Here is a 22317-nt window from a genome sequence, read left to right on the forward strand (position 1 = left end):
ACTTTTGTATTCGAAAAACATTCCATAATATTCATGCAACATAACTCTCTATCGTATTCCACCCTGCTCCAACGTCTCACCATCGACAGCAAAGACGATGGGAATAAATTTACGATCTGTAATCGGGTAAATGAAATAAAAAGACTGCTGCAATCAAGTAATTACCGGTTAATTCACGAAGGACCTCTTTCACTTATTTATGCCCGGCAAACAGATCCGACCGAATGGAACACACTCATATCCTCTCATATCGATTGTGTCTATCAGAATTGCTTTATGGAAGAGGCCGGTGATTGTTGGATAGGGACTTTCGACAACAGTGCGACTAATGCAGTAATCATCGACCTGATGCTACGTGATGAACTGAATAACGATGTAGTTATAGCATTTACCGGGGATGAAGAAATCCATTCGGGTGGCGCCGTCGAAGTGATGAATGTGTTGCACAAAGACAAAGTTCACCTCGCCCTCGGCATCATACTGGACGTAACCGAAGAGGGATGGGAAGACGAAGCGGCCTTTTCCATAGAGAATGACCGCGGATTCGATATACTGACAGGTTATCATATCATTCAACTCCTCCAGTCTTCAGAACAACCTTGCACGCTGGTTCATCAAGCCGAACCGGATGAAACCTGGGATTACGGCAAAGGTATTGAAGGTATTTTCCCTCCTCTCCCTTGTCTTAGTCTTTGCCTACCGGCTTCAGGGGAACTTCATGGAGAAAAAGGAGTCCTGATCAGAAAGGCCTCGGTCGAACCGTATTCACGGCTGTTGAAGGAGATTTCATCTTTAACCCGGGAATCAACGGAGTAGTGTCGATCAGTTCCAGATGTTTGACCATATCGAGCGTTCCCTGTTTGTATTTCCGGAAATGAGGAGTTTCGATATGGCTTTTATAGGCAGTTTCATCCGCATAGATTTCAAGTATAGTCACCTTATTCGGATGATCCTTTTCAGCCATTGCATAAAGTAGCAGTACACCCGGTTCCAACCGCATGGAGGCTTCTATCTCTTCCTTCAGATAAGCATTATATTCAGCCAACCGTTCCGGATCGACTGTAATTTTCGACAGACGTACCATATTTTCAGTTTCTTGTGCGATCACCGGAATAATCACAGCTGTGAGCAATAAAACGATTAGTAACTTCTTCATTTGCTTTATTTATTTTGTTTCTTATCTCAAACCAAACTTCGCTGGTTTTATTGTCTTTCAAATTTTACCGCTATATCACCCGCCACATTCAAAACCCCGATACCATCACCGTCGATACGACCGATCTTAATCAGATCGTTGCTTCGCGACCAGTTTTTACAGAAAATAGCGACATTGCCCCACGGTACATAAATCGTAATATCACCGGGTGCGGGTGAGCAGCCCCGTGTCACACCAGCCGTCGTCAGCGCAGGCGACGGATAAAAAATCTTTTCAGTAATATTGTTATAATCATTCAGAGTCACCTCCAAAGGCAAACGCGACAGGAAATCCCGTGCAGCAGCATTGTCTTCCATCGTACCCGTAATCGTCCGGCTGCCGACTGTAATATTTAGTTTCATAGATGTTGTAGGAGTTTCGGGTTGTTCAGGTGTTTCAGGTGTTTCAGGCATCACCGGATCATCGTCCGATCCTCCACAGGCAGCCATCGACATAACGGTCAACAGCATCAATGGAATTAATAAAAACTTTTTCATATCACTACTATTTATCAGATTATCTTTGTTTTAATTATTCTGATACAAAAATAGAGTCTCAGAAACACCGGGACTTTATACATTTTACTGATAATTGTACCCTAATCATGGATTCTGAAACAACGATAGAAATCGTATGAAGAAAAGAACTACATTTGTAATGTATAAAAATAGAAAGAGATATGGAAGAGATCAATAAAGATGAAATTATCGAACTAGACAGCGTAGATCGTTACAACAAAATCTTCGGACTTGAAACCCAGCATCCTTTGGTAAGTGTCGTCGATCTGACCCAGTCCACACAATGGCCTGAAAGAGCCTGGTTCCGATATGGAGTGTATGCACTATTCCTGAAAGATGTCAAATGCGGTAACATCAAATATGGTCGTCAATATTATGACTATCAGGATGGGACTATCGTCTGCTTCGCTCCGGGACAGGTAACCGACCTGGAAATGCTACCGAACATACAGCCTCATGCACACGGTATTCTCTTTCATCCTGACCTGATACATGGTACCGCCCTCGGTCAGGAAATCAGAAACTACTCTTTCTTCTCTTACGAGACCAACGAGGCACTCCATCTTTCCGAAGAAGAGCGGCAAACTGTCATGGACTGCTTACAGAATATTTCAAACGAACTGAAACATGCCATCGATAAACACAGTCGCCGGCTGATCTGTGCCAATATCGGATTATTACTCGACTACTGTATGCGTTACTATGAACGTCAGTTCCAAACACGGGGTGAGGTAAATAATGACATCATCATCCGCTTCGAACAGTTACTGAATGATTACTTCGAGGGAGACGCACCACAAAAAGAGGGATTGCCATCCGTGAAATATTTCGCCGACAAAGTCTTCCTTTCCCCCAACTATTTTGGCGATATGATACGTAAACAAACAGGACGTACCGCCTCTGAGTATATACAGGACCGAGTAATAGGAGTGGCAAAGGAAAAACTACTCTCATCCGACAAAACGATGAGTGAAATAGCTTACGACCTCGGCTTTCAGTATCCTCAACATCTCAGCCGCATGTTCAAACGGGTAGTTGGAATAACTCCCAATGAATATCGGATGCAGAACTGAGCCCCTTAATCATTCATCAGGAAATGTAACCTGTTCTGTAAATTCACCTCTGCCATGCCGCCATCGACATCCAGATACAGCAGGTTCATTTCCGGATAGAACTTCCTCAGCCGTTTCTCGATACCTTTCGCTACAATATGATTGGCAATGCAGCCGAACGGCTGAATGCAGACAACCCTCTTTATCCCCTGACGGGCATAGCTGGCCACCTCTCCGGCTATCAACCAACCTTCACCGAACTGATTGGACAAATCCAATATCTCCGAAGCATATTTTGCCTTTACATATATTGATTTGGACGGCACATGAAAACGATAGCTCTTCACGATCCCTCCCACCTTCCTGATCTTGTCATTCATATATTTCCAGAATATAGGGTTCAGGCAATGCTTAAAGAGATTATCCTTCTGCAAACCATTCTTTATGTTGGCCTGGGAATTTACGAAATACTGCATCACGAAATCAATGATCGGAGGCGTGACCACTTCCATATTCCGGGAACGAAGCCATTCGGTGATATGAGCCTGTCCGTAATTATTGTATTTCACATAGATCTCCCCTACCAGGCCGATCTTCGTAAACTCACGGTCGTAGATGTCAACTCCGTTAAAGTCGGCCACTGCCTGTTCCAACAAGGAAAGCAACGCTTTATGATCGTTCCTACGGATTGCCTCCACTCCCCTGTCGATATAGAAATCAAACAGATGCTGCGTCTCCCCTTTTTTCTTTTCCCGGATAATCGTACTGCTATACATCTGCTGCAATGCATCTGCATAGAGAAGCATATAAACGACAATATCCATCAATTTAAGAACCGGCAGTTTAAACGCCTTCTGATCGTTCTGGAAAACCTCTCCGGCAGCAAATACCAACACCGGAATATTGGAAAATCCCGCATTCATCAAACCTGATTTGATCTGTGCCAGATAGTTCGTAGCCCGGCACTGACCGCCTGTTTGCGTAATGGCAACCACAACATCATCCAGGTCATATTTACCCGATTGCAACGCCGTGATAATATCTCCCAAAATCAATGTGGAAGGATAACAGACTTCATTATGCCCGTAGACAAGTCCGGCCTCCGCTGAAACCGTATTGGTCTTTGGCAGATTGACGATCTTATAACCTGCCAGTTCTCCGAGAGCCGGAATGAAAGGCGAGATAAAATCGGCAAACCAGGGAGCGAGTATCGTCTTTTGCCTGTCCTCTTTCTTATAGGCAACATCATAGCCCTGGAATGTCTTCGTTCCTGTTACCGGATCAGGTATTATCACCTTCAAAGACTCGATCAGGGAACGCATACGCAACCGGACAGAACCCGGACTGGCTATTTCGTCGATACGCAAGATCGTATGGTTCTTGCCGGCCTGCTTCAATATTTCCCCGGTTTCATCCATAAAGAAAGAGTCGGGACCACAGCCGAAAGAGTTCAGTTGCACCAATTGCACGTTCTGAGGAAGTTTGGCGACTTCCATAGCTGCTTGTACGACCCGGTTAGGGTAAGACCATTGCGAGACGATATTCAGTTTACCGAACCCTTTACTTTCCTTATGACGGAAAATATCGTCGGTGAACACATATACTCCCATATCCGAAAGGATTTGCCCTACCTTCTGATGGATCAGCGGGTCTGTATGATAAGGTCTGCCCACTACCACGAATACCAGCTTATTCTCTCTGACCGCCTGGTCGAACAAAGCTTTTTGTTTATCCCGCAAAGCATCTTTCGTCTCATTGCGCTCTTTCAGCGCTTTCACAAAGGCTTTTCTAAAAACAACCTCCGATACGCCCAAAGAAGAGAGATAAGTAAAACAGGCTTTCTCCAGTGCTTTGTCATTACTAAAGGTAACGACAGGTTTGTCGAACGGAATACCGAACTTTTCCTCCGGTTCCATAGAACTCCGGATCACATCCGGATAACCGCTCACGATCGGGCAATTGTATGAATTGACCGATGAATCGAACTCTTTTTCTTCCTTCACGATCATCGGATAGAAAATACGGTCGACCTTTTGCTCTGCCAATGCCAGGATATGCCCATGCACCAACTTGGCCGGAAAACAGATGTTATCAGACATCACACTTCCGACTCCTTTTTGGTAAAGAGCCGTTGTAGACTCGGGAGACAATACCACTTCCAAATTACATTCGGTAAGCAAGGTATGCCAGAAAGGATAATTCTCAAACATATTCAGCACCCGCGGAATACCGATCCGCAAACCGGATGCAGACGTCTGCTTTTCACCACTACGGGCAAAAAGAATCTCATTCTTTCTGTCAAAAGCGTTATAGCCTTTCTCCGCAGCCGTGGCTTTGCTAAAAAACACTTTCTCGCATTTATTTCCTGCATAACAAATATTCCCGTTATCAAACCGGAAACGAAGGATCGAACATTTGTTCGTACATCCTTTACACTGTAATTCTTTTGTATCCACCGCATTTACATCCGGCAATACTTCCTCTCCGGTAAACAACGTCGGCTTCTTATCAGCCTGCCACATCTTCCGGGCATATAAAGCAGCTCCTAACGCTCCCATCAGTTCGGGATAGTCGGTGGTACTGACCGATTTGCCGGACAGGAGTTCGAGCGCACGGTAAACGGCATCGTTGCGGAATGTTCCGCCCTGCACCACGATATGTTCTCCCAAAAGGTTAAGGTTCGTAATCTTCAGCACCTTGAACAGACAGTTCTTGATGACCGAATAAGCCAGACCGGCTGCAATATCGCCTAATGCCGCATTTTCACGCAATGACTGTTTCACCTTCGAATTCATAAAAACAGTACAGCGTGATCCCAGGTCACTGGGATATTCTGCCAGGCAGGCTGCTTTCGTGAACTCTGAAAGCCCCATATTCATGGTTGCCGCAAAGTTCTGAAGGAAAGAACCGCAACCGGATGAACAGGCTTCATTCAGTTCGATATTCGATATGACTCCGTTGCGGGTGAATATGGATTTCATATCCTGTCCGCCGATGTCCAGTACGAAGGAGACTTCCGGGTCTACATATTGTGCACCGGATAAATGCGCCATCGTTTCCACGATCCCGTAATCGAGATTTAATGCCGACTTGATCAGGTCTTCCCCGTAACCTGTTGCCGCAGATGAGATAAAGCGGAATGTAACTCCTTTGTTTTTGGCTTCCTGATAAAATCCGTTCAGTCCCTCGATCACCTTCCTTAGGGAATTTCCCTGGTTGGTGCCATAAAACGTATAAACGATATCACTGTCCGTATCCATGATTAATATTTTGGTCGTCGTGGAACCGGAGTCGATACCCAGGAAGCATTCGATATTTTTCTTCGAACCGAGTTCTGCCCGTTTTAAAGGTTTTACCTTCCGGTTCTCTTTCCAGGACTGATATTCCTCTTCACTAGCGAATAAAGCAGGTAATACATCTTTCCGTTTATGATCCTTTATTCCCAGCTTTTGTATCAGCAAGGATATGTCTTCGATCGTCTCTCCCTCCCGGTTATAAAGGGCTGTTCCCCATGCCGGAAAATACTCACTGTTTGCCGGAACGATCAGATCTGCTTCATCCAGGTTCAATAGTTCGACAAAAGAATCTCTTAATGCAGGGATAAACGTCAGCGGACCGCCTATACAAAGTATCTTCGGTTGTATATCACATCCTCGGGCAAGCGTAGTCACACTTTGCACAGCGACAGTCCGCAAGATCGACATGGATATATCAGGAACCGGCACGTTGCGGGAAATAAGGTTTTGTACGTCCGTTTTCGCAAATACACCGCAACGGGAAGCTACCGGGTATAACTTTTCATACTTCAGCGCCTGACGCCCCAGTTCTTCGACAGGAATATTCATCAGGTCGGCCATCTGGTCGATAAAAGCTCCCGTTCCGCCGGCACAGCTTCCGTTCATACGGATATCCGGTTGTTTTCCGTCTTTAAAGAATACCATTTTGGCATCTTCACCACCCAGATCTATCAGCGTATGTGTGTCCGGATATTCTTTATCTACTACTTCTATAGATGCAACGACTTCCTGAACAAAAGGAATCCCTGTCCGTTCGGATATCCCCATGCCAGCCGATCCCGTAATGGCTATCGTAAACCGGCAATCAGAGAACAGGGAAGTGACAGTATTCAGTTCTTCAACAAATAAGGTATTAAAATCCGCCTTATGACGTCTGTAAATTTTGTAAATGATTTCATTCCGGTCATTCAAAACAACAACTTTCAATGTAGTGGAACCGACATCGATCCCGATACTACAAACAGTATTTGGTTTCATATTAAAACGATTATAATAAATCTATACGATAATCTAAATTGAGGGTTATATTATTAGTGGTTACCCTGGTATTATATATATGTAGCAGGTAGAAACTTATGGTCTCAACCCGCTAAAGATCAAATCAATCACACGCTTCTTGTGTGCTGTCAGAATTTCGTTATATTCAGTTTCCGACCGGTTCGCTATCCGGATGGCCAATCCTCTGAACATAAACGGAAACACACATAACGACAAGATATTTAAACCCAGATCGATTGCCGGAATATCCTTTATCGTTCCCTTTTTCACTTCCTCAGCTATCCTTTCGGACAATCTTGTAAATATTGCCAGAGGATCACGTTCCAGCAACTTCCTGATCAAAGTATCGGGACTCTGATTGACTTCATTCAGGATAAAAATAGGAATCTGAGGATATTCGGACAATATCTCATAATAGGTACTTATCCATGCTTCTACCATATCGTAGAATGGCATATCCGATGTCAAAGTTGCGGAAACACGTTTAAAGAGAATTTCAAATGCTTCGTCGAATATTATCTCGAAAAGATTATACTTCGACTCAAAATAATATTTTATGTGGGCAACATTAGTACCTGAAGCTGCCGCTATATCGCGGATACTGGTTCCGGCATAGCCATTTTTAATAAATAAGTCACGGGCTACATTCAGTATCCGGTCACTTACATCCGATGTCGATTGCTTTTTCACCATACTAATTTAAACGATTGTTTAAGCAAACTTAAACGATCGTTTAAACGTGGCAAAACATTTACTGTTAATAATCATCAACGCAATGACCAAACGTATCTATCTAAATACCTAATAGTTATACAGACGTATTGATTATTGCTGCACTCCTGATTTATACCTGCATCTAAAATATTTACTGTTTCACCATATCTTTGTCGATACCGAATTTCTCATCCGTCTGACATTTTCCGGCAGGTTCCACATGGACTAAAATATCATATACATTGTCTATCGAGTCTTCTATACTCTTCTCTACTTCATCGGCAATCTCATGGGCACGCATTAAAGTCATTTGCGGATCTACTTCTATATCAAGCGTAATCAGATACAGATTACCTACCATTCTCGACCGGACACGATGCGGATTACCTGCACCGGGAACTTTCTCCACAGCTTCAAATATCTTATTATATACGTTGACATCTTTCACTCCATCCATCAGTTCGACATTGGAATCCATAAAGATACCGATAGACGATTTGATGATAAAGAGGCTGATCACCAATCCTGTGATCGAGTCGAGTATAGGCAACTTAAATATAAATGTAAATATCAACCCCAACAAGACACCGCATGAAATAACCACATCATTACGCATATTGACAGCATTCGCGATCAGCATGGAACTGTTGATTTTCTTTCCTTGTTTATATTGGTAAGTAGACAACAAAAGTTTACCGACAATAGAAAAGACCGTAACATAGATGGCAATAGCCGATGGAATCTCTTTCGTTTCATCCGAAAAGATACTTTCAACCGACGACACCAACATCTGTGCGCCTGCATAAAAGATCACCAACGAAAGCACCTTTGTGGCAATGCTCTCCGCTTTCTCATAACCGAACACATATTTCTTGGAAGGCGGCTTGTTCATCAAACGTGCCGTAAAGATCATAACAACAGATATAACCACGTCGGTTGCCGAATCAATACCATCTCCTATTACAGCCAAACTCCCCGACAACAAGCCGACAACAATTTTGGATACGGACAGTATCGCGTTGCCTATCGTACTTACCCATGAAGTTCTAATTAAGATTTTCTCTCGTGACATATTATTATTGTGAAAATAAGTGGTAAAAGTAATCATTTTTAATGATCTCACAAGGATCCCCAGACTATACTAACACCGGCAAACGAATATCTGTTTTTCCGAATCATCATTAAATGCTTCCCCGTCAAATCCTCCGTATTTGTGAATAATATTAAAACCGTTCCATTCCAAATATGAATCCAATTCTTGCGGGAAAAACATTCTCATATCCAGATTTTGAATCGAATTGAACTCACCATTGATAAAGTAATGCCATTCGATTCGATTGATCTGAGTCGTATTTTCATATCGCATTGTTTGCTTTATCAATACTTCTCTTCCATCGTCTGTTGTATATGCAGCAATTTCCATCGGTTCTTTTTCACCTTCTACGATATATCGAATATTCGGATTAAAGCAATCCAACAGAAATAAACCTCCGTCTTTGAGATGATTTTTAACGACACTGAATGCCTTAAATAAATCTTCATTTTTATATAAATGATGGATTGAATTAAATGGAATAAAAATAAGGTCGTATTTTTCCTGTAAATTCAAAGTCCTGATATCAGCTTCAATAAAAGGAATTTCCAATCCTGCTTCGGATGCTTTAATCTTTGCCTGGTCAAGCATTGAAGAAGTATAATCAACCCCGGTAATATCATACCCGTCCTTTGCTATCGGAACAGTAAGCCTGCCTGTGCCGCAACAAAGTTCGAGTATTCGGGTCTCCTTACCTTTCGGCAGCCACCGTTTATAAAATTGCAAATCTGTCAGGTCGGTATTCATGCCATCATAAATATTTGCATCATAAATTAAATCGCCAACTTTATAATCACTATTCATGTATGTCCTCCAGATTTATTATTTTATGTTTTATCGATTTGACTTAAGCGATTGTAATTTTGTGGTGCTATACCGTCAAATAACTCGGCATAAAATTAGTGCTTTATTTCAAATCCCCAATAAATTAATACATTGAGCACATCAAAATCAGTAAAATTGGTACAAACTTCCCACTTATCGTTACAACAACTTCTACAAGTCTTGGTAACTTTGTATCAATAAAAACAAATAACTTCATCCTATAAATCAAATAGCAATGAACAAGATTCTTTTAATTTCAGTATTCACCATTTTAACACTCAATGTCATGGCACAAGAAAAAATAGTACAGACAGCAGGGCGCACCCAATTAGGCGAATTCGCACCCAAATTTGCAGAACTCAACGATGATGTCCTTTTCGGCGAAGTATGGAGCCGCACCGACAAACTTGGTCTGCGCGACCGCAGTTTAGTGACCATCACCTCTCTCATAAGCCAGGGTATCACCGACAATTCGCTCGTTTTCCATCTTCAATCAGCAAAGAAGAACGGTATTACCCGCACCGAGATTGCCGAAATAATCACCCACATCGGTTTCTATGCCGGTTGGCCCAAAGCGTGGGCGGCATTCAATCTGGCCAAAGGCGTATGGGCGGAAGATTCTACCGGTGAAGACGCCAAGGCCGCTTTCCAGCGCGAAATGATTTTCCCTATCGGCGAACCCAATACTGCATATGCACAGTACTTCATCGGTAACAGCTACCTTGCTCCCGTTTCCCGCGAACAAGTATCGATAGCCAATGTTACTTTTGAACCTCGTTGCCGCAACAACTGGCACGTACACCGCGCAAAAAGCGGCGGCGGACAGATGCTCATCGGCGTAGCCGGACGCGGTTGGTATCAGGAAGAAGGCAAGCCGGCAGTGGAGATTCTGCCTGGCACAGTAATTCATATCCCTGCTAACGTCAAGCATTGGCACGGAGCTGCAGCCGACAGTTGGTTCGCTCATTTAGCATTCGAAGTCCCCGGAGAGAATACTTCCAATGAATGGCTCGAACCAGTGACGGATGAAGAGTATAACAAACTCGAACAGAACAAACAATAAATATATGGAACAATTAGATGTATTCGATTGCTCGAATGTGCTTATGGCGAGCTATTTCACTGACGACCGGGGATGTGCCCACGAAAACAGGGAACATACGCTTATTTATCTATGTTCCGGTGAACTGGAAATAGAGGAGCGCGGAAAGAAAACCGTTTTGCATCCGGGAGAGTGTGCTTTCATGCGGCGCGATAACCGGATGTGGTTGCAAAAAAAGGTCGAGGATGGGAAACCGTACCGTTCTGTCGTGTTGAAATTCTCAAGACCTTTTCTAAGAGAATTTTATCAGACTCTTAACCGGCAACAAATTCCGACTGATTCTAAACGCGATAAAGTAAGTCTGCGTGTATTGCCAGGCAACAGACCGGACATTCGTTCACTGTTCGAATCCATCATTCCCTATTTCGATGCAGGCGAAAAACCGTCTGAAGATGTACTGAAGTTAAAAATGATTGAGGGAGTATATGTACTACTCAATACCGACAGGAACCTTTACGCCTCGTTGTTCGATTTTGTGGAACCGTGGAAAATAGACATTCTCGACTATCTGAATAAAAATTATATGTGCGACCTTTCGATGGATGAAATTGCAAGTTATACGGGACGTAGCTTGGCGACTTTCAAACGAGACTTCGCCAAAATCAGTGACCTGACACCACAGAAATGGATTATCAGACGTCGTCTGGAGGCTGCACATGATTTGATAAAATCAGGTAGAAAAAAAGTGACGGAAGCCTGTTTCGATGTAGGTTTCAAAAACCTGTCTCATTTCTCCAAAATATATAAGGAAACGTATGGGGTTGCCCCATCATGGTAAAAAACAGAGATGTATTTTCGTAAAACACTACTTAACTAAATGAACTTTATAACAAACCCTTTTGAGCCTCGCAGCAAAGTCGTTGCGAGGCTCTCTTTTTACCTTTGCCTACAGAACATTAAAACATAAAATCATGGAAAAGAACAATCAAATGAATCTCAGCCGTCGCGGATTTCTCAAGACGGCAACCTTGACAGGAGCAGCATTAACCATGCCCACCGGACTGGATAAAGTCTTTGCAGCGAAAACGAAACAGACGGCAGTCTCCGATAACGACAGTGATGCCGCTCATATTACGGGACATCGTATATTGGGTACGGGAAAGGCAGCTTTCGAGGTATCGACACTCGGTTTTGGTGTAATGGGTATGACTTACAACCGCAGTCAGCATCCGGACAAAAAACAGTGCATCCGATTGTTGCATGAAGCGGTGGATCGGGGTATAACACTCTTCGACACGGCTATCATCTATGGACCGTTGACTAACGAAAATCTAGCCGGAGAAGCATTATCCGAATTCAAAAACCGGATCAACGTAACGACTAAATTCGGACATGAAGTTATCGACGGGAAAGCCACGGGTCGTCAGAACAGCCGACCGGAGACTATTCGTCGCTATTGCGAAGAGTCGCTCCGTCGCCTCCGGCTCGAATCGCTTCCCATGTTTTACCAGCACCGCTCTGATCCGGATACACCGGCGGAAGAAGTGGCATCGACCATTGCCGACCTGATGAAAGAGGGCAAGGTACAACACTGGGGCATGTGCGAAGTCAGTGCCGAGACCATCCGTAAAGCTCATGCTGTTTGCCCGTTGACGGCTATACAAAGCGAGTATCATCTGATGTACCGGTTGGTAGAGGAAAACGGAGTGCTCGATACCTGTCGGGAGTTGGGGATCGGCTTTGTTCCGTACAGCCCGCTGAACCGTGGATTTTTGGGTGGCTGCATCAATGAATACACGGTTTTCGATGTAAACAACGACAACCGCCAAACCCTGCCACGCTTTCAACCGGAAGCGATGCGTGCGAATACCCGTATCGTGAATGTGCTTCAAGCCTTCGGCCGCACACGAGGCATGACTTCGGCACAAGTGGCACTCGGCTGGTTACTTCAGAAAGCACCGTGGATCGTCCCCATCCCCGGAACAACGAAACTTGCGCATCTGGAAGAGAACCTGCGCACGCAGGAATTTACTCTTTCACCCGAAGAATGGAAAGAACTGGAGGATGCAGTAGCCGCTATTCCCGTTGTCGGAGACCGATACAATGCCGAGCAACAACGTCAGGTAGGTCGCTAAAGAATCAATCCTGCAAGACTTCTCAAACTTTCAGCATTGGAATAATTGTTTAATTATAAAATAAGAATCATATGAAAAAGTACCTGTATCTACTGTTTGCCACTCTTATAGCGGTAGGATTAAATGCATGTTCTCCCGATGATAATGAACCGGACAACCCGCAGACCGAGACTCCGGAAACACCCGACAATCCGAATCCGGCCCCAACGGGCAAGACACTGATTGTATATTACAGCTACACGAATAATATACATTCTATTATCAACGATCTGCAGACGCAAATAGAAGCCGATGTGGTAAGGGTTGAACCTACCGAAAAAGGGATAGACTATGCCGCCAACAATTATGCGATTGGCAGTGCATTGATTCAGGCAATCCGGGATAATCCGAACGATGCGAATTCTTATCCATCTATTGAAACGACAATTGATAACCTTTCCGATTATGACAGAATCATCATAGGCGCACCTCTCTAGTGGAGCAATATGGCTGCGCCCCTGCAAACATTCCTATTTCAATACGGCAGTCAGATGGAAAGTAAAAATATCGGTCTGATCGTATCGAGTGCAAGCAGCGGGATCAACGGTGTCGAGTCCGATGCCAAACGGCTCATTCCGGGCGGAAACTTCCTCACACCAAGCCTGTGGATACGTTCATCTCAAACATCCAACTGTCACTCGATGATTGCCGACTGGCTGAATGAGATCAATTAAACAGCAGATAATGATAACACCTCTTTTTATGGGCGGTATCGGCATGCAGGAAGTACAGCGAGCGACAATTGCACAGTTAGAAAATCCTCTTCCCGTGCAAGATGCTCTGTCCTTTAAATGACAGTGTCTTGTCATACTGATGGAAATGTTTTGCCATAGTGATGGCAAGAGTCTGCCAAAGGCATGGCAGAACTCTGCCACTACGATGGCAGTGGCCTGCCATGCCTATGGCAAAAGCCTTTCCCCGTTACTACCATGCATAATCTTCTACATAAGCATCAAACTTCGGTGGTTCATCAATTCCACATCGTACCAGAATGCGCTGTATCTCTTTTTGTTCGGCAGGAGAAAGTAAACGTTCGCCTTTACGAACCCGATAGTAAGTTCTTTCACTGAAAAGGTTTCTCAAACGAGAGATGACGCTTTTCATCTGTGCGTAAGGCAGGTTATCCAACAAACGTGTAAAGCCTTTGGCATAAATAACTTTCACGTCAGGACGATAATGCGGACACTCCCCCTCCAGTGTAACCTGGTATTTGGGACTAATAATCATCCAACGCTCGACGCTGTCCGAAATATCCTGTTCTGCTAACTGTCGCAAACAAGTAGAGACTTTGGGGCACTCCCGTTTAAGGCATAAAGCATAGTTGAAGGGAATTTCCGGGAAAAGATGTTTTTCTTCCATACTAGTGATAAGTGTTTATTGTGTTAGTTTTCGATATAAGATTAATCAAACCAATCGTGTAAATGTAAGCATTCTTTTGGTGTAAACAGAGTGATTCCGGCAAAAAGAAAGAAAACGATATTTCAATCAATATTCCTAACTACCCTGAATTCACATTTTCCCGTACCAAGCAATCCCAGTCCGTTAGTACCTTCCACAATTCCGGTAAATCCGGTATTTATATCCGAACAGAAGAACGATATGGTTGCTTCTCCCTTTTCATCTGTATAAACGATAGGTTGCCACAACAATGTATTCCGTGCATCCGGCGTGGATAGCTGCATATCTATTTCATCCGGCTGATAGAACTCACGGGCTGCGTAATATCCTTTTGTGCGCCAAAGGTTATTGCGACGAAGGAGTTCTTCAACTGAATAAATAGGGTCGTGATAAACTACATATTGTTCATCTTCCACAATAAACCATTTTCCACCGTCGAAATATTTAGGCTTGATAATCCTATAAGTTTTCCCCTCTACCGGTTTGCTTCGTTTTTCAAGCGGAACAATATACGGACTCGGACAATAGCGGGGGTCGTGATGCACTGTATATCCCTCTTTATAATTCTCCAAATGCCCTTCCGGACATACCCATGGCATCCCTACATCCATCTGTGCCAAACTATCCAACCTTCCCATAAACTTATCCCGAAACGGTTTGCGAGCCTTGCGGGTAACAACCACTTCATCCAGCAGGATTGTACTGTCATTGCTCACCACCAGCATATCGAGCACTTGTCGCCCGACTGTTTCAGACAAATCCATTATTGGATAATAAGACGGTCTGTTTTTCCTTAAGCTGTCAATCAAGGGAAAATAATCCGTTATTTCCAGTTTCGGTCTAAACTCTTTTGATAACATCGGTTTCAGATACACATATCCTCCCCGAACATCTTTCATTATATCTGTATCGATCGTAAAACATCCTGCTGAATCAGCCCAGACAAACACTGAATTTCCTTCAGCACCCGATACCTGAATCAGTTGCTCCGTACTCTGTGTTTCCTTACTTTTCTTCTTACTTCCTATCGTTTGAGTACCCGATATTTCATCCGGCAGGAATATCTCACCATGATATGGCAAGCGATCAGCACTCCACACATACCGTCGCCAGCCTTGTGTCAGCAGCAGTAAATCCATTGCTTCCATCCGGTCTTTATTCTCTTCATTGAAATAATAAGCCGGATCATGGATACCCCCCCGTATCTGGGAAGTAAGATAGCAGTGCGTAAGGATATTAGCAGGATCAGCCGGATTCATATATATTTTGTCGAATACGCTGATACCCAAATTTGCCTGTATCGGTTTGCCATCATCATCCGTCACCTTTATTTTCAATGTAGCCTTTTCACGGAGTACATAACTGTCCTTGTTCGGTTCGATACTGATATTCAGTCTCTTTTCCGGGTGGACATATACCAAACGTTCCGCTATGGGCTGCATCGTACCGTCAAACAATGTAAATTCCGCAATCCCCTGATATGGAAATTCCATTGCAGGAATCTTTATTTTCAGGCTATTCTTCAATCTTCCTTTTGCCACACAACAGACTACTCCCCGCATTTGCCCCAGCAGATAAACATCCTGTTCAGGCAGTCCTTCTGTCTGGGAGATTACAAACTCCATCCGTTCCTTATCTTTCTTCAGCAACTGAAATGACATTCCCTGCGGGTAAATCTCAGGCAAAGAATAAGTCTTGCCATTTTTCAATTCTATCCGGTACTTTTTTTCGAGAAAAGGAGTCAAAGAAAAGACACCCATCCCGTCATGACTGCTCTTGAATATTGTAGTCGGATTACCATCCACATATAATGTACCCTCCACATCCACCGGAAGACCTTTACCATCTGTAGCCTTGAATGCTAACCGGGAAGATATGCCAGAAACCAAGTTTCCACCTTCGGGAAAAAGATCAAACCGCCAATCACAGTCTTTTCCTTTTTCCATCCTTTGGTCATTTTGTGCAATATTCTTTACGACCCTTATTTTACGTCCGGACAGTATTCCAATTGTATCGGTACAAAACGAATACCTAGTATAACCTTCCAATGAATAATCACCTTCCGGCAACTTTTCATCCACATACACATGACCGTCCGCTATCCCGTTCTCAATAGGATATTTCTCCCGCCAGACTACGCTATCCTCACTATCCACCATTTGCAGATAAAGCGTTTTGCTCCGATCTGAAAGTCCGAAAGATTGTGCATCAAACTGGTAGGCTTTGAACCATAAGTCCTCTCCCGTCTCATAAATGCCTTTACTTGTTTGCAAATATATCACTTCGGAAGGATAACCCGACAGGCTTTTGCCGACAGATACAAACAGGTTGTCTATATTGTCTTGATTATCTTGGGCAAGTAAAATCGGTGTGCAACAAAGAATGAGCAATACTAAAAAAAGACGACATATTTCTTTCATGGCTGTAATCTTATCATTGACTTAAATTCGATAAACATACACTTCAGACTTACATATTATTAATAGTCTTAATGTGTTGGTTTATCCTTTGAAACAACTTTTATCAATTCGTATTTAAGATTACTACCATCCATTGGCGGATTAGCTAATATTGTTTTCTTTACTTCAAGCACATATTCATATCCTCTTTCATATTCAAATCCATCTATTTTACTAAAGGGAATGACATCCCAGTCCTTATCTTTTTCTTCCCTAACCTTCATTCCTTCTTTTCTAATATCAAGATCATAAACAGGAAAATACTCGCCCGTTTCCGAAGAAACATACATTTTTATGTTTTCAATCTTGTCCTTAACTTGATCGTCATTAAGGCATGAAGTCATACAAAACATACAGAAAGAAAAGAACAACACGACTTTAAACAGCTTCCTTCGTCTCATAATATTATTTATTTAGTTAATATGATAATTCTCTTTCAGATATGAACACCCGTTAACAATCATTCAATAATACAGCCAATAGCTGAATGTCTGATAACACTGCAAATATATGAAAAAACATTTTCTAATGGTCATTAGAAAATGTTTTTTCTCTCACGTAGCAGTATAAATCAAAGGTTTATTAAATATCGGTATTGAATAAAAGGAATCTCATCGAACAAGCAGACTGTATGTGTATTGTAAGTTTTCTAGCAATTTGTTAGTATTAAGCCCCAACGTGAAAGACATTTCAAAAGACAATCCCCAATATATCTGTCGGAATATGGATGCAGTCTTTTCGACATCGACACCCGAATATATTTCTCCCGTCGCTTTGGCATTGGCAACAACCTGCCGCCATAAATCATATTCCTTTTCAAACATCTCATTAATTCGGACATCGAATCCCGGATAATAGCGGCTTGCCTGTATCAAGAAATGGTAATTGTTACGTGAACATTCCTGCAAAGTCCAATCAGCATCACAGAATACCCTTAGTTTTTTCATGGTCTGCTCTATGCCCTCTACATATTGTACAATAAATTCTTTCAGTGAGGTAGCCGTTGCTTTAAATTTATTTTCCGGGCTATGTGTCTGCAATACAAACTTATCTACAACCGCCTTAAATATAGCTTCCTTATTCGGATAATAGTAAGACATACCTGCCCCCGTCATTCCCGTTACTTCAGCTAATTTAGAAAAACTCGCTTTCTCATAATTCATGCTGATAAACAAGCGAAACGCATCTTGCAAAAACTTATCTTGGTTGAATTTCATATGGTTTATTCAGATATTTTATAGAGCGAAGATAACCTAAAAAACACAAATAGACAATATCCGGCCTAAATTTATTATACCATGTAAATATCAAACAAGCAAGAATCCTCTTCATCCCTATTTAAAATAACTTTTGGGTGTAAACAGAGTGATACCGACAAAAAACAATCTATAATAACCACCAGTAATTAAGGTTAGCATATCCGTAATCTATCTACTAAATCTATCATCCATTCTTCCGTACTTTGCGACATAGTTACATGTAACAAGAAAACGTGACAAGAACTATTAATAAAAAAGAATATATGAAAACAAGAAAATTAGGAAACAACGGGCTGGAAGTGTCGGCCATCGGACTGGGTTGCATGGGAATGAGTTTTGCTTACGATCCCCTTCCCGACCGTAACGAAATGATACAGATAATCCGTTCAGCCTACGAACTGGGCGAAACATTTTTCGACACAGCCGAAGTATACGGCCCTTATACCAACGAAGAACTGGTAGGTGAAGCAGTTGCCTCTTTCCGAGATAAAGTTGTTATAGCCACTAAGTTCGGCTTCAATATAGTCGATGGCAAACAAGCTGGAACTGACAGTCGCCCTGAACATATCCGTCAGGTAGTTGAAGAATCCCTGAAAAGATTAAAGACGGACTACATCGATTTGCTTTATCAACATCGCGTAGACCCGAATGTTCCTATCGAAGAGGTTGCCGGAACCGTAAAAGACCTCATTCAGGAAGGGAAAGTAAAGTATTTCGGCATGTCGGAAGCCGGAGCTAAAACCATTCGCCGGGCACATACCGTTCAACCGGTCGCTGCCCTGCAAAGTGAATATTCTCTTTGGTGGCGTCGTCCCGAGGAAGAGATCATTCCTACGTTGGAAGAACTGGGTATAGGCCTCGTTCCGTTCAGCCCGCTTGGTAAAGGATATCTGACCGGAAGTTTTAACAAACAGACTACATTCGGCAAAGATGATTTCCGCAATAAGCTCCCACGTTTTACACAGGATGCACTCGATGCTAACCAGGCGATAGTCGATTTGCTGAAAAAGATTGCCGCAGAGAAAGAAGCAACGCCCGCCCAAATAGCATTGGCATGGCTGCTGGCACAAAAACCGTGGATTGCTCCCATACCGGGAACGACCAAACTGCACCGCCTGAAAGAGAACCTGGGTGCAGCCGAAATTCACCTGACAGATGATGAATTGAAAAACATCAATGAAGCCAGTTCTAAAATAAAACTGACAGGCAACCGTTATCCCGAAGAACTGGAGCGGACAACCGGGTTATAAAGACGAACTTGCGCGTCTATATTCACTGGGTGTCATATTTCCATATTTCTTAAAGAAGCGAACGAAATGTTGGGGATACTGGAATCCCAGTAAATAAGCAACTTGTGTGATTGATTTCTCCGGGTTCAGTAATTCCTCTTTAGCCAGGTTGAGCATTTTCAATTGGATGTACTCTTTAGCAGATTTGCCTGTTTCCTTTTTTACAAGATCTCCAAAATAGTTGGGAGACAGGCAAATCTTGTCTGCAAAATAGTTAACCGTAGGCAATCCTTCTTTAGCGGCAAGTCCGGAATCCAGATATTCGTCAAGCAATCTTTCAAAACGGGCCAATACGTCTAGGTTCATACCTTGTCGTGTGATAAACTGACGGTCATAAAAGCGCATGCAATAATCCAGCAGCAATTCGATATTGGTACATATCAATCCTCTGATCCACTACAAAAGTAATTCGTTTTTTCCTTATCCTCATCATCGCATGGAAAGAAACCGTAATAATGGTAATGCTTCCCGTAGTTTCGGTAAAACTTGAAAGTCAAGTTACTTTCTTTTTCCTGTTATCCATAATAGTCGAGAAGTTCTCTTGTCCCCACTGTATTATATTTTCTAAATGAGGTATTAAAGTCATCCCAAAATCAGAAACATAATACTCTACACGTGGGGGAACTTCCGGATATACTTTGCGATGCACCAAACCGTCAGTTTCCAATGAACGAAGTGCTGTTGAAAGCATTTTCTCAGAAATAGACGGGATAAGTTTATACAATTCATTAAAACGCATAATTCCGTTTTCCCGAAGTTTCAATAACACAACTAATGCCCATTTATCTCCTAACCATTCTAATACAGGAGAAGCGGAACAATATTCATAATCCAATTTTTTTCTCATTTTTTTCGTTATCAAACAAATTGATACTTAGAAAAACTAACCTAAACGTAAGTAACTGAGTAATAACACAGTTCTTCTTTTTACCAAAAGAACGTCCTAACTTCACTCCCACAAAAGTAACAAAATATTTTTTTAAGGATTTAATTTATCAGATTATGGAACTATTACATTTTACAGGACAAGTTTGGCGACCACCTTATGAAGCAAGCTCCCAACTGTTACAAGTAACAGCTGGATGTACATATCACAAATGCAAATTTTGCAGCTTATATCATGGAACAAAATTCAAGTTATCTCCTCTTTCTGAGATTGAAGAAGATTTGAAAGTCATTCAAAAATATCAGCCTAAAGCCAGACGCGTATTTCTGACAGGTGCTAACCCTTTTGCTTTAAGCTACAATAGATTGCTTGAATTGGGCTTACTAATTCGCAAATATCTCCCTTATTGTGAAACAATCGGTACATTCTCCCGAATAGCTGATATTAAGCCTAAAAGTGTAGAAGAACTGAAAAATCTACGCCATTTAGGCTTTGACAGTATCAGTATCGGAACGGAATCAGGAGATGATGAAACACTGGCAAAAATGAATAAAGGTAATACAGCCTCCGAGATATTAGAGCAATGTCAGAAGTTGGAAGAAGCTAATATTCGCTATAATTTGGTCTACCTGACCGGACTTGCAGGAAAAGGGAGAGGACAACAAAATGCAACAAATACGGCTGCAATATTTAATCAGTTACATCCTTTTACCATCAATTTTGTATCTCTGACCGTTTTTCCGGAATCAGAACTTTATCAAGAAATACAAGCCGGAAAATATGTAGAAGCAACAGAACATGAACGTTTGTTAGAATTACGAACATTTATTTCAACACTTACTATAAAGACAACTTTACTGGGAAATACGGTTTCAAATGCAATTCCATTTGTAGGTATGATTCCTAACGATAAAGTCCGGATATTAAAAGATTTGGATGCGGCAATCAAACAACTTAGTGAAACAGAATTAAGGCAATACAGAGATCGTATAGTATCTTTGTAAGAATGAGTCTTTTATCAAAGTAAAGAAAAGGCCCTGCAATATGATAGTTAGAGGGCTTTACTTTATATCTTTCGAGGGTCGTACGAAAGAAGGAACTTTCTTCTACGTCTGGTAAACAGAGAACAAAAAAATAATTTGTGCTGCTGACATACTGCTGTCATCCATACTTAGTATCTTTGTTTCAAAACTAAAATAGAAATATCATATTATGAATACAGAAAAAACATTAGTAGACAAAGATTATATATTGTTCAAAATCGGAGGTAAAGGAGGTTGGACCTTTGTCGAAATTCCTGAAATCCCTATGCCCAAAACATCATTCGGGATGTTGAAAGTAAAAGGGAAGATAGATGATTATGAGTTTTCTAATTTGAATATGATGCCTATCGGGAACGGAAATATCGGTTTACCCATCAAGTCGGCAATAAGAAAGAAAATCAAAAAGGAAGCTCCCGACACAGTTCATATTACTTTATATGAGGATAAAACTCCATTGATAATTCCGGAAGAATTACTTTTATGTATGGAATATGAAGAGGGAGCATTGGATAAGTTTGAAACTTATAGCGATGGTCAGAAAAAGGCATTTATCAACTGGATCAATTCTGCCAAAACAGAACAAACCAAAGCTGACCGTATCGCTAAAACCATAATTAAGGTGCTAAATGAGGATAAGTTTTATTAGAGTTAGCTCATTGGCAAAAAGACAAATACAATAAAAATGGAAATAAAACATAAAATACAGTTTGGAACTACTACCGATAAATTAGCAAAGAAAGTTCTAACAAAAGAAAAGATAGCAACATCTTCCTTATATGACTATTATTGTATGAACCTAAAGGATACAATAAAAGAAAATGAATATGCCTCTATATTGGATTCACATGGTAGGGAGGTATGCATCATACAAATCAACAAGATTGAAATTGTTGAATTTCAAAATATAACAGAAGAATTTGCAATTGCCGAGGGTGATGGGAATTTAGAAAACTGGCTAAGAATACATACGGAATATTATTCTTTATTATTAGAAAAAATAGGGAAAAAGCTTACAGGAGAAACAAAACTACTTTGTGAGTGGTTCAAGGTTATAACTCATTGATAAATAATAAAC

General features: G+C 41.9%; 22 protein-coding genes and 1 pseudogene. 11 read left to right on the forward strand and 12 right to left on the reverse strand.

The window, feature by feature from the left end; genetic code table 11:
* The first annotated feature begins 33 nt into the window (after positions 1 to 33).
* Positions 34 to 816 (forward strand): hypothetical protein, encoded by a 783-nt coding sequence (locus DXD68_RS02810; protein ID WP_122360202.1) that lies wholly within the window; start codon positions 34 to 36, stop codon positions 814 to 816.
* Here the strand turns inward: DXD68_RS02810 and DXD68_RS02815 are convergent.
* Positions 740 to 1156 carry a putative quinol monooxygenase gene (locus tag DXD68_RS02815; RefSeq protein ID WP_122360203.1) on the reverse strand — a complete coding sequence of 139 codons (417 nt, stop codon included), beginning with the start codon at positions 1154 to 1156 and terminating at the stop codon, positions 740 to 742. The two genes, DXD68_RS02810 and DXD68_RS02815, sit on opposite strands and share 77 nt — an antisense overlap.
* Before the next feature lie 47 nt (positions 1157 to 1203).
* Positions 1204 to 1692: a cyclophilin-like fold protein gene (locus DXD68_RS02820; RefSeq protein ID WP_122360204.1), complete on the reverse strand. Its 489-nt coding sequence runs from the start codon at positions 1690 to 1692 to the stop codon at positions 1204 to 1206.
* A 182-nt stretch (positions 1693 to 1874) separates the two neighbouring features.
* Here DXD68_RS02820 and DXD68_RS02825 point away from each other — a divergent pair, with 182 nt between their 5' ends.
* Positions 1875 to 2786: a helix-turn-helix domain-containing protein gene (locus tag DXD68_RS02825; RefSeq protein ID WP_122360205.1), complete on the forward strand. Its 912-nt coding sequence runs from the start codon at positions 1875 to 1877 to the stop codon at positions 2784 to 2786.
* A gap of 5 nt (positions 2787 to 2791) precedes the next feature.
* On the opposite strand, the gene DXD68_RS02830 is transcribed toward DXD68_RS02825, so the two are convergent.
* The 4 genes from DXD68_RS02830 to DXD68_RS02845 form a co-directional block, all read right to left on the reverse strand.
* The gene (locus DXD68_RS02830) at positions 2792 to 7039 is read right to left on the reverse strand and encodes an acyl-CoA dehydratase activase-related protein (RefSeq protein WP_122360206.1); all 4248 of its coding nucleotides are present in this window, start codon (positions 7037 to 7039) and stop codon (positions 2792 to 2794) included.
* A gap of 96 nt (positions 7040 to 7135) precedes the next feature.
* Positions 7136 to 7753 (reverse strand): TetR/AcrR family transcriptional regulator, encoded by a 618-nt coding sequence (locus DXD68_RS02835; RefSeq protein ID WP_122360207.1) that lies wholly within the window; start codon positions 7751 to 7753, stop codon positions 7136 to 7138.
* Between the two features lie 172 nt (positions 7754 to 7925).
* A complete protein-coding gene (locus DXD68_RS02840; protein ID WP_122360208.1) occupies positions 7926 to 8846 on the reverse strand; it encodes a cation diffusion facilitator family transporter in 921 nt (306 codons plus the stop codon).
* Positions 8847 to 8915: 69 nt separating this feature from the next.
* Positions 8916 to 9671: a class I SAM-dependent methyltransferase gene (locus DXD68_RS02845; RefSeq protein ID WP_122360209.1), complete on the reverse strand. Its 756-nt coding sequence runs from the start codon at positions 9669 to 9671 to the stop codon at positions 8916 to 8918.
* Between the two features lie 256 nt (positions 9672 to 9927).
* Here DXD68_RS02845 and DXD68_RS02850 point away from each other — a divergent pair, with 256 nt between their 5' ends.
* From DXD68_RS02850 to DXD68_RS24395, 5 genes are all read left to right on the forward strand, one after another.
* Positions 9928 to 10755: a carboxymuconolactone decarboxylase family protein gene (locus tag DXD68_RS02850; protein WP_122360210.1), complete on the forward strand. Its 828-nt coding sequence runs from the start codon at positions 9928 to 9930 to the stop codon at positions 10753 to 10755.
* A 4-nt stretch (positions 10756 to 10759) separates the two neighbouring features.
* Positions 10760 to 11572 carry a helix-turn-helix transcriptional regulator gene (locus tag DXD68_RS02855; protein WP_122360211.1) on the forward strand — a complete coding sequence of 271 codons (813 nt, stop codon included), beginning with the start codon at positions 10760 to 10762 and terminating at the stop codon, positions 11570 to 11572.
* A gap of 133 nt (positions 11573 to 11705) precedes the next feature.
* Positions 11706 to 12869 (forward strand): aldo/keto reductase, encoded by a 1164-nt coding sequence (locus DXD68_RS02860; RefSeq protein WP_122360212.1) that lies wholly within the window; start codon positions 11706 to 11708, stop codon positions 12867 to 12869.
* 71 nt (positions 12870 to 12940) lie between these two features.
* Positions 12941 to 13345, forward strand: a complete 405-nt coding sequence (locus DXD68_RS24390) for a hypothetical protein (protein WP_233576971.1) — start codon at positions 12941 to 12943, stop codon at positions 13343 to 13345.
* A 54-nt stretch (positions 13346 to 13399) separates the two neighbouring features.
* Complete coding sequence (locus DXD68_RS24395) at positions 13400 to 13582, forward strand: hypothetical protein (protein WP_233576972.1); 183 nt, start codon at positions 13400 to 13402, stop codon at positions 13580 to 13582.
* Positions 13583 to 13832: 250 nt separating this feature from the next.
* Here the strand turns inward: DXD68_RS24395 and DXD68_RS02870 are convergent, their stop codons facing one another.
* From DXD68_RS02870 to DXD68_RS02885, 4 genes are all read right to left on the reverse strand, one after another.
* Positions 13833 to 14267: a DUF6078 family protein gene (locus tag DXD68_RS02870; RefSeq protein ID WP_122360213.1), complete on the reverse strand. Its 435-nt coding sequence runs from the start codon at positions 14265 to 14267 to the stop codon at positions 13833 to 13835.
* 122 nt (positions 14268 to 14389) lie between these two features.
* Positions 14390 to 16726, reverse strand: coding sequence for a hypothetical protein (locus DXD68_RS02875; protein ID WP_122360214.1), 2337 nt, complete (start codon positions 16724 to 16726; stop codon positions 14390 to 14392).
* A 68-nt stretch (positions 16727 to 16794) separates the two neighbouring features.
* The gene (locus tag DXD68_RS02880) at positions 16795 to 17166 is read right to left on the reverse strand and encodes a DUF4377 domain-containing protein (RefSeq protein WP_199715360.1); all 372 of its coding nucleotides are present in this window, start codon (positions 17164 to 17166) and stop codon (positions 16795 to 16797) included.
* Positions 17167 to 17376: 210 nt separating this feature from the next.
* On the reverse strand, positions 17377 to 17982 hold the full coding sequence (locus DXD68_RS02885; protein ID WP_122360215.1) for a TetR/AcrR family transcriptional regulator: 606 nt from the start codon (positions 17980 to 17982) through the stop codon (positions 17377 to 17379).
* 305 nt (positions 17983 to 18287) lie between these two features.
* Here DXD68_RS02885 and DXD68_RS02890 point away from each other — a divergent pair, with 305 nt between their 5' ends.
* Positions 18288 to 19274 (forward strand): aldo/keto reductase, encoded by a 987-nt coding sequence (locus DXD68_RS02890; protein ID WP_122360216.1) that lies wholly within the window; start codon positions 18288 to 18290, stop codon positions 19272 to 19274.
* On the opposite strand, the pseudogene DXD68_RS02895 reads toward DXD68_RS02890, so the two are convergent.
* Together DXD68_RS02895 and DXD68_RS02900 are read right to left on the reverse strand one after the other, a co-directional pair.
* Positions 19269 to 19697: pseudogene (locus DXD68_RS02895) on the reverse strand (helix-turn-helix domain-containing protein); the annotation flags it as partial. The gene DXD68_RS02890 and the pseudogene DXD68_RS02895 sit on opposite strands and share 6 nt — an antisense overlap.
* 109 nt (positions 19698 to 19806) lie before the next feature.
* The gene (locus DXD68_RS02900; RefSeq protein ID WP_075557740.1) at positions 19807 to 20160 is read right to left on the reverse strand and encodes a winged helix-turn-helix transcriptional regulator; all 354 of its coding nucleotides are present in this window, start codon (positions 20158 to 20160) and stop codon (positions 19807 to 19809) included.
* A 155-nt stretch (positions 20161 to 20315) separates the two neighbouring features.
* Here DXD68_RS02900 and DXD68_RS02905 point away from each other — a divergent pair, with 155 nt between their 5' ends.
* The 3 genes from DXD68_RS02905 to DXD68_RS02915 all read left to right on the forward strand — a co-directional run bounded on the left by DXD68_RS02905 (position 20316) and on the right by DXD68_RS02915 (position 22305).
* A complete protein-coding gene (locus DXD68_RS02905; protein WP_122360217.1) occupies positions 20316 to 21203 on the forward strand; it encodes a radical SAM protein in 888 nt (295 codons plus the stop codon).
* Between the two features lie 208 nt (positions 21204 to 21411).
* Positions 21412 to 21888 carry a DUF1905 domain-containing protein gene (locus DXD68_RS02910; protein WP_122360218.1) on the forward strand — a complete coding sequence of 159 codons (477 nt, stop codon included), beginning with the start codon at positions 21412 to 21414 and terminating at the stop codon, positions 21886 to 21888.
* A 36-nt stretch (positions 21889 to 21924) separates the two neighbouring features.
* On the forward strand, positions 21925 to 22305 hold the full coding sequence (locus tag DXD68_RS02915) for an ASCH domain-containing protein (protein WP_122360219.1): 381 nt from the start codon (positions 21925 to 21927) through the stop codon (positions 22303 to 22305).
* Positions 22306 to 22317: the final 12 nt, after the last annotated feature.

The sequence above is a fragment of the Parabacteroides sp. TM07-1AC genome (genome assembly GCF_003480915.1).
Lineage (GTDB): Bacteria > Bacteroidota > Bacteroidia > Bacteroidales > Tannerellaceae > Parabacteroides > Parabacteroides chongii.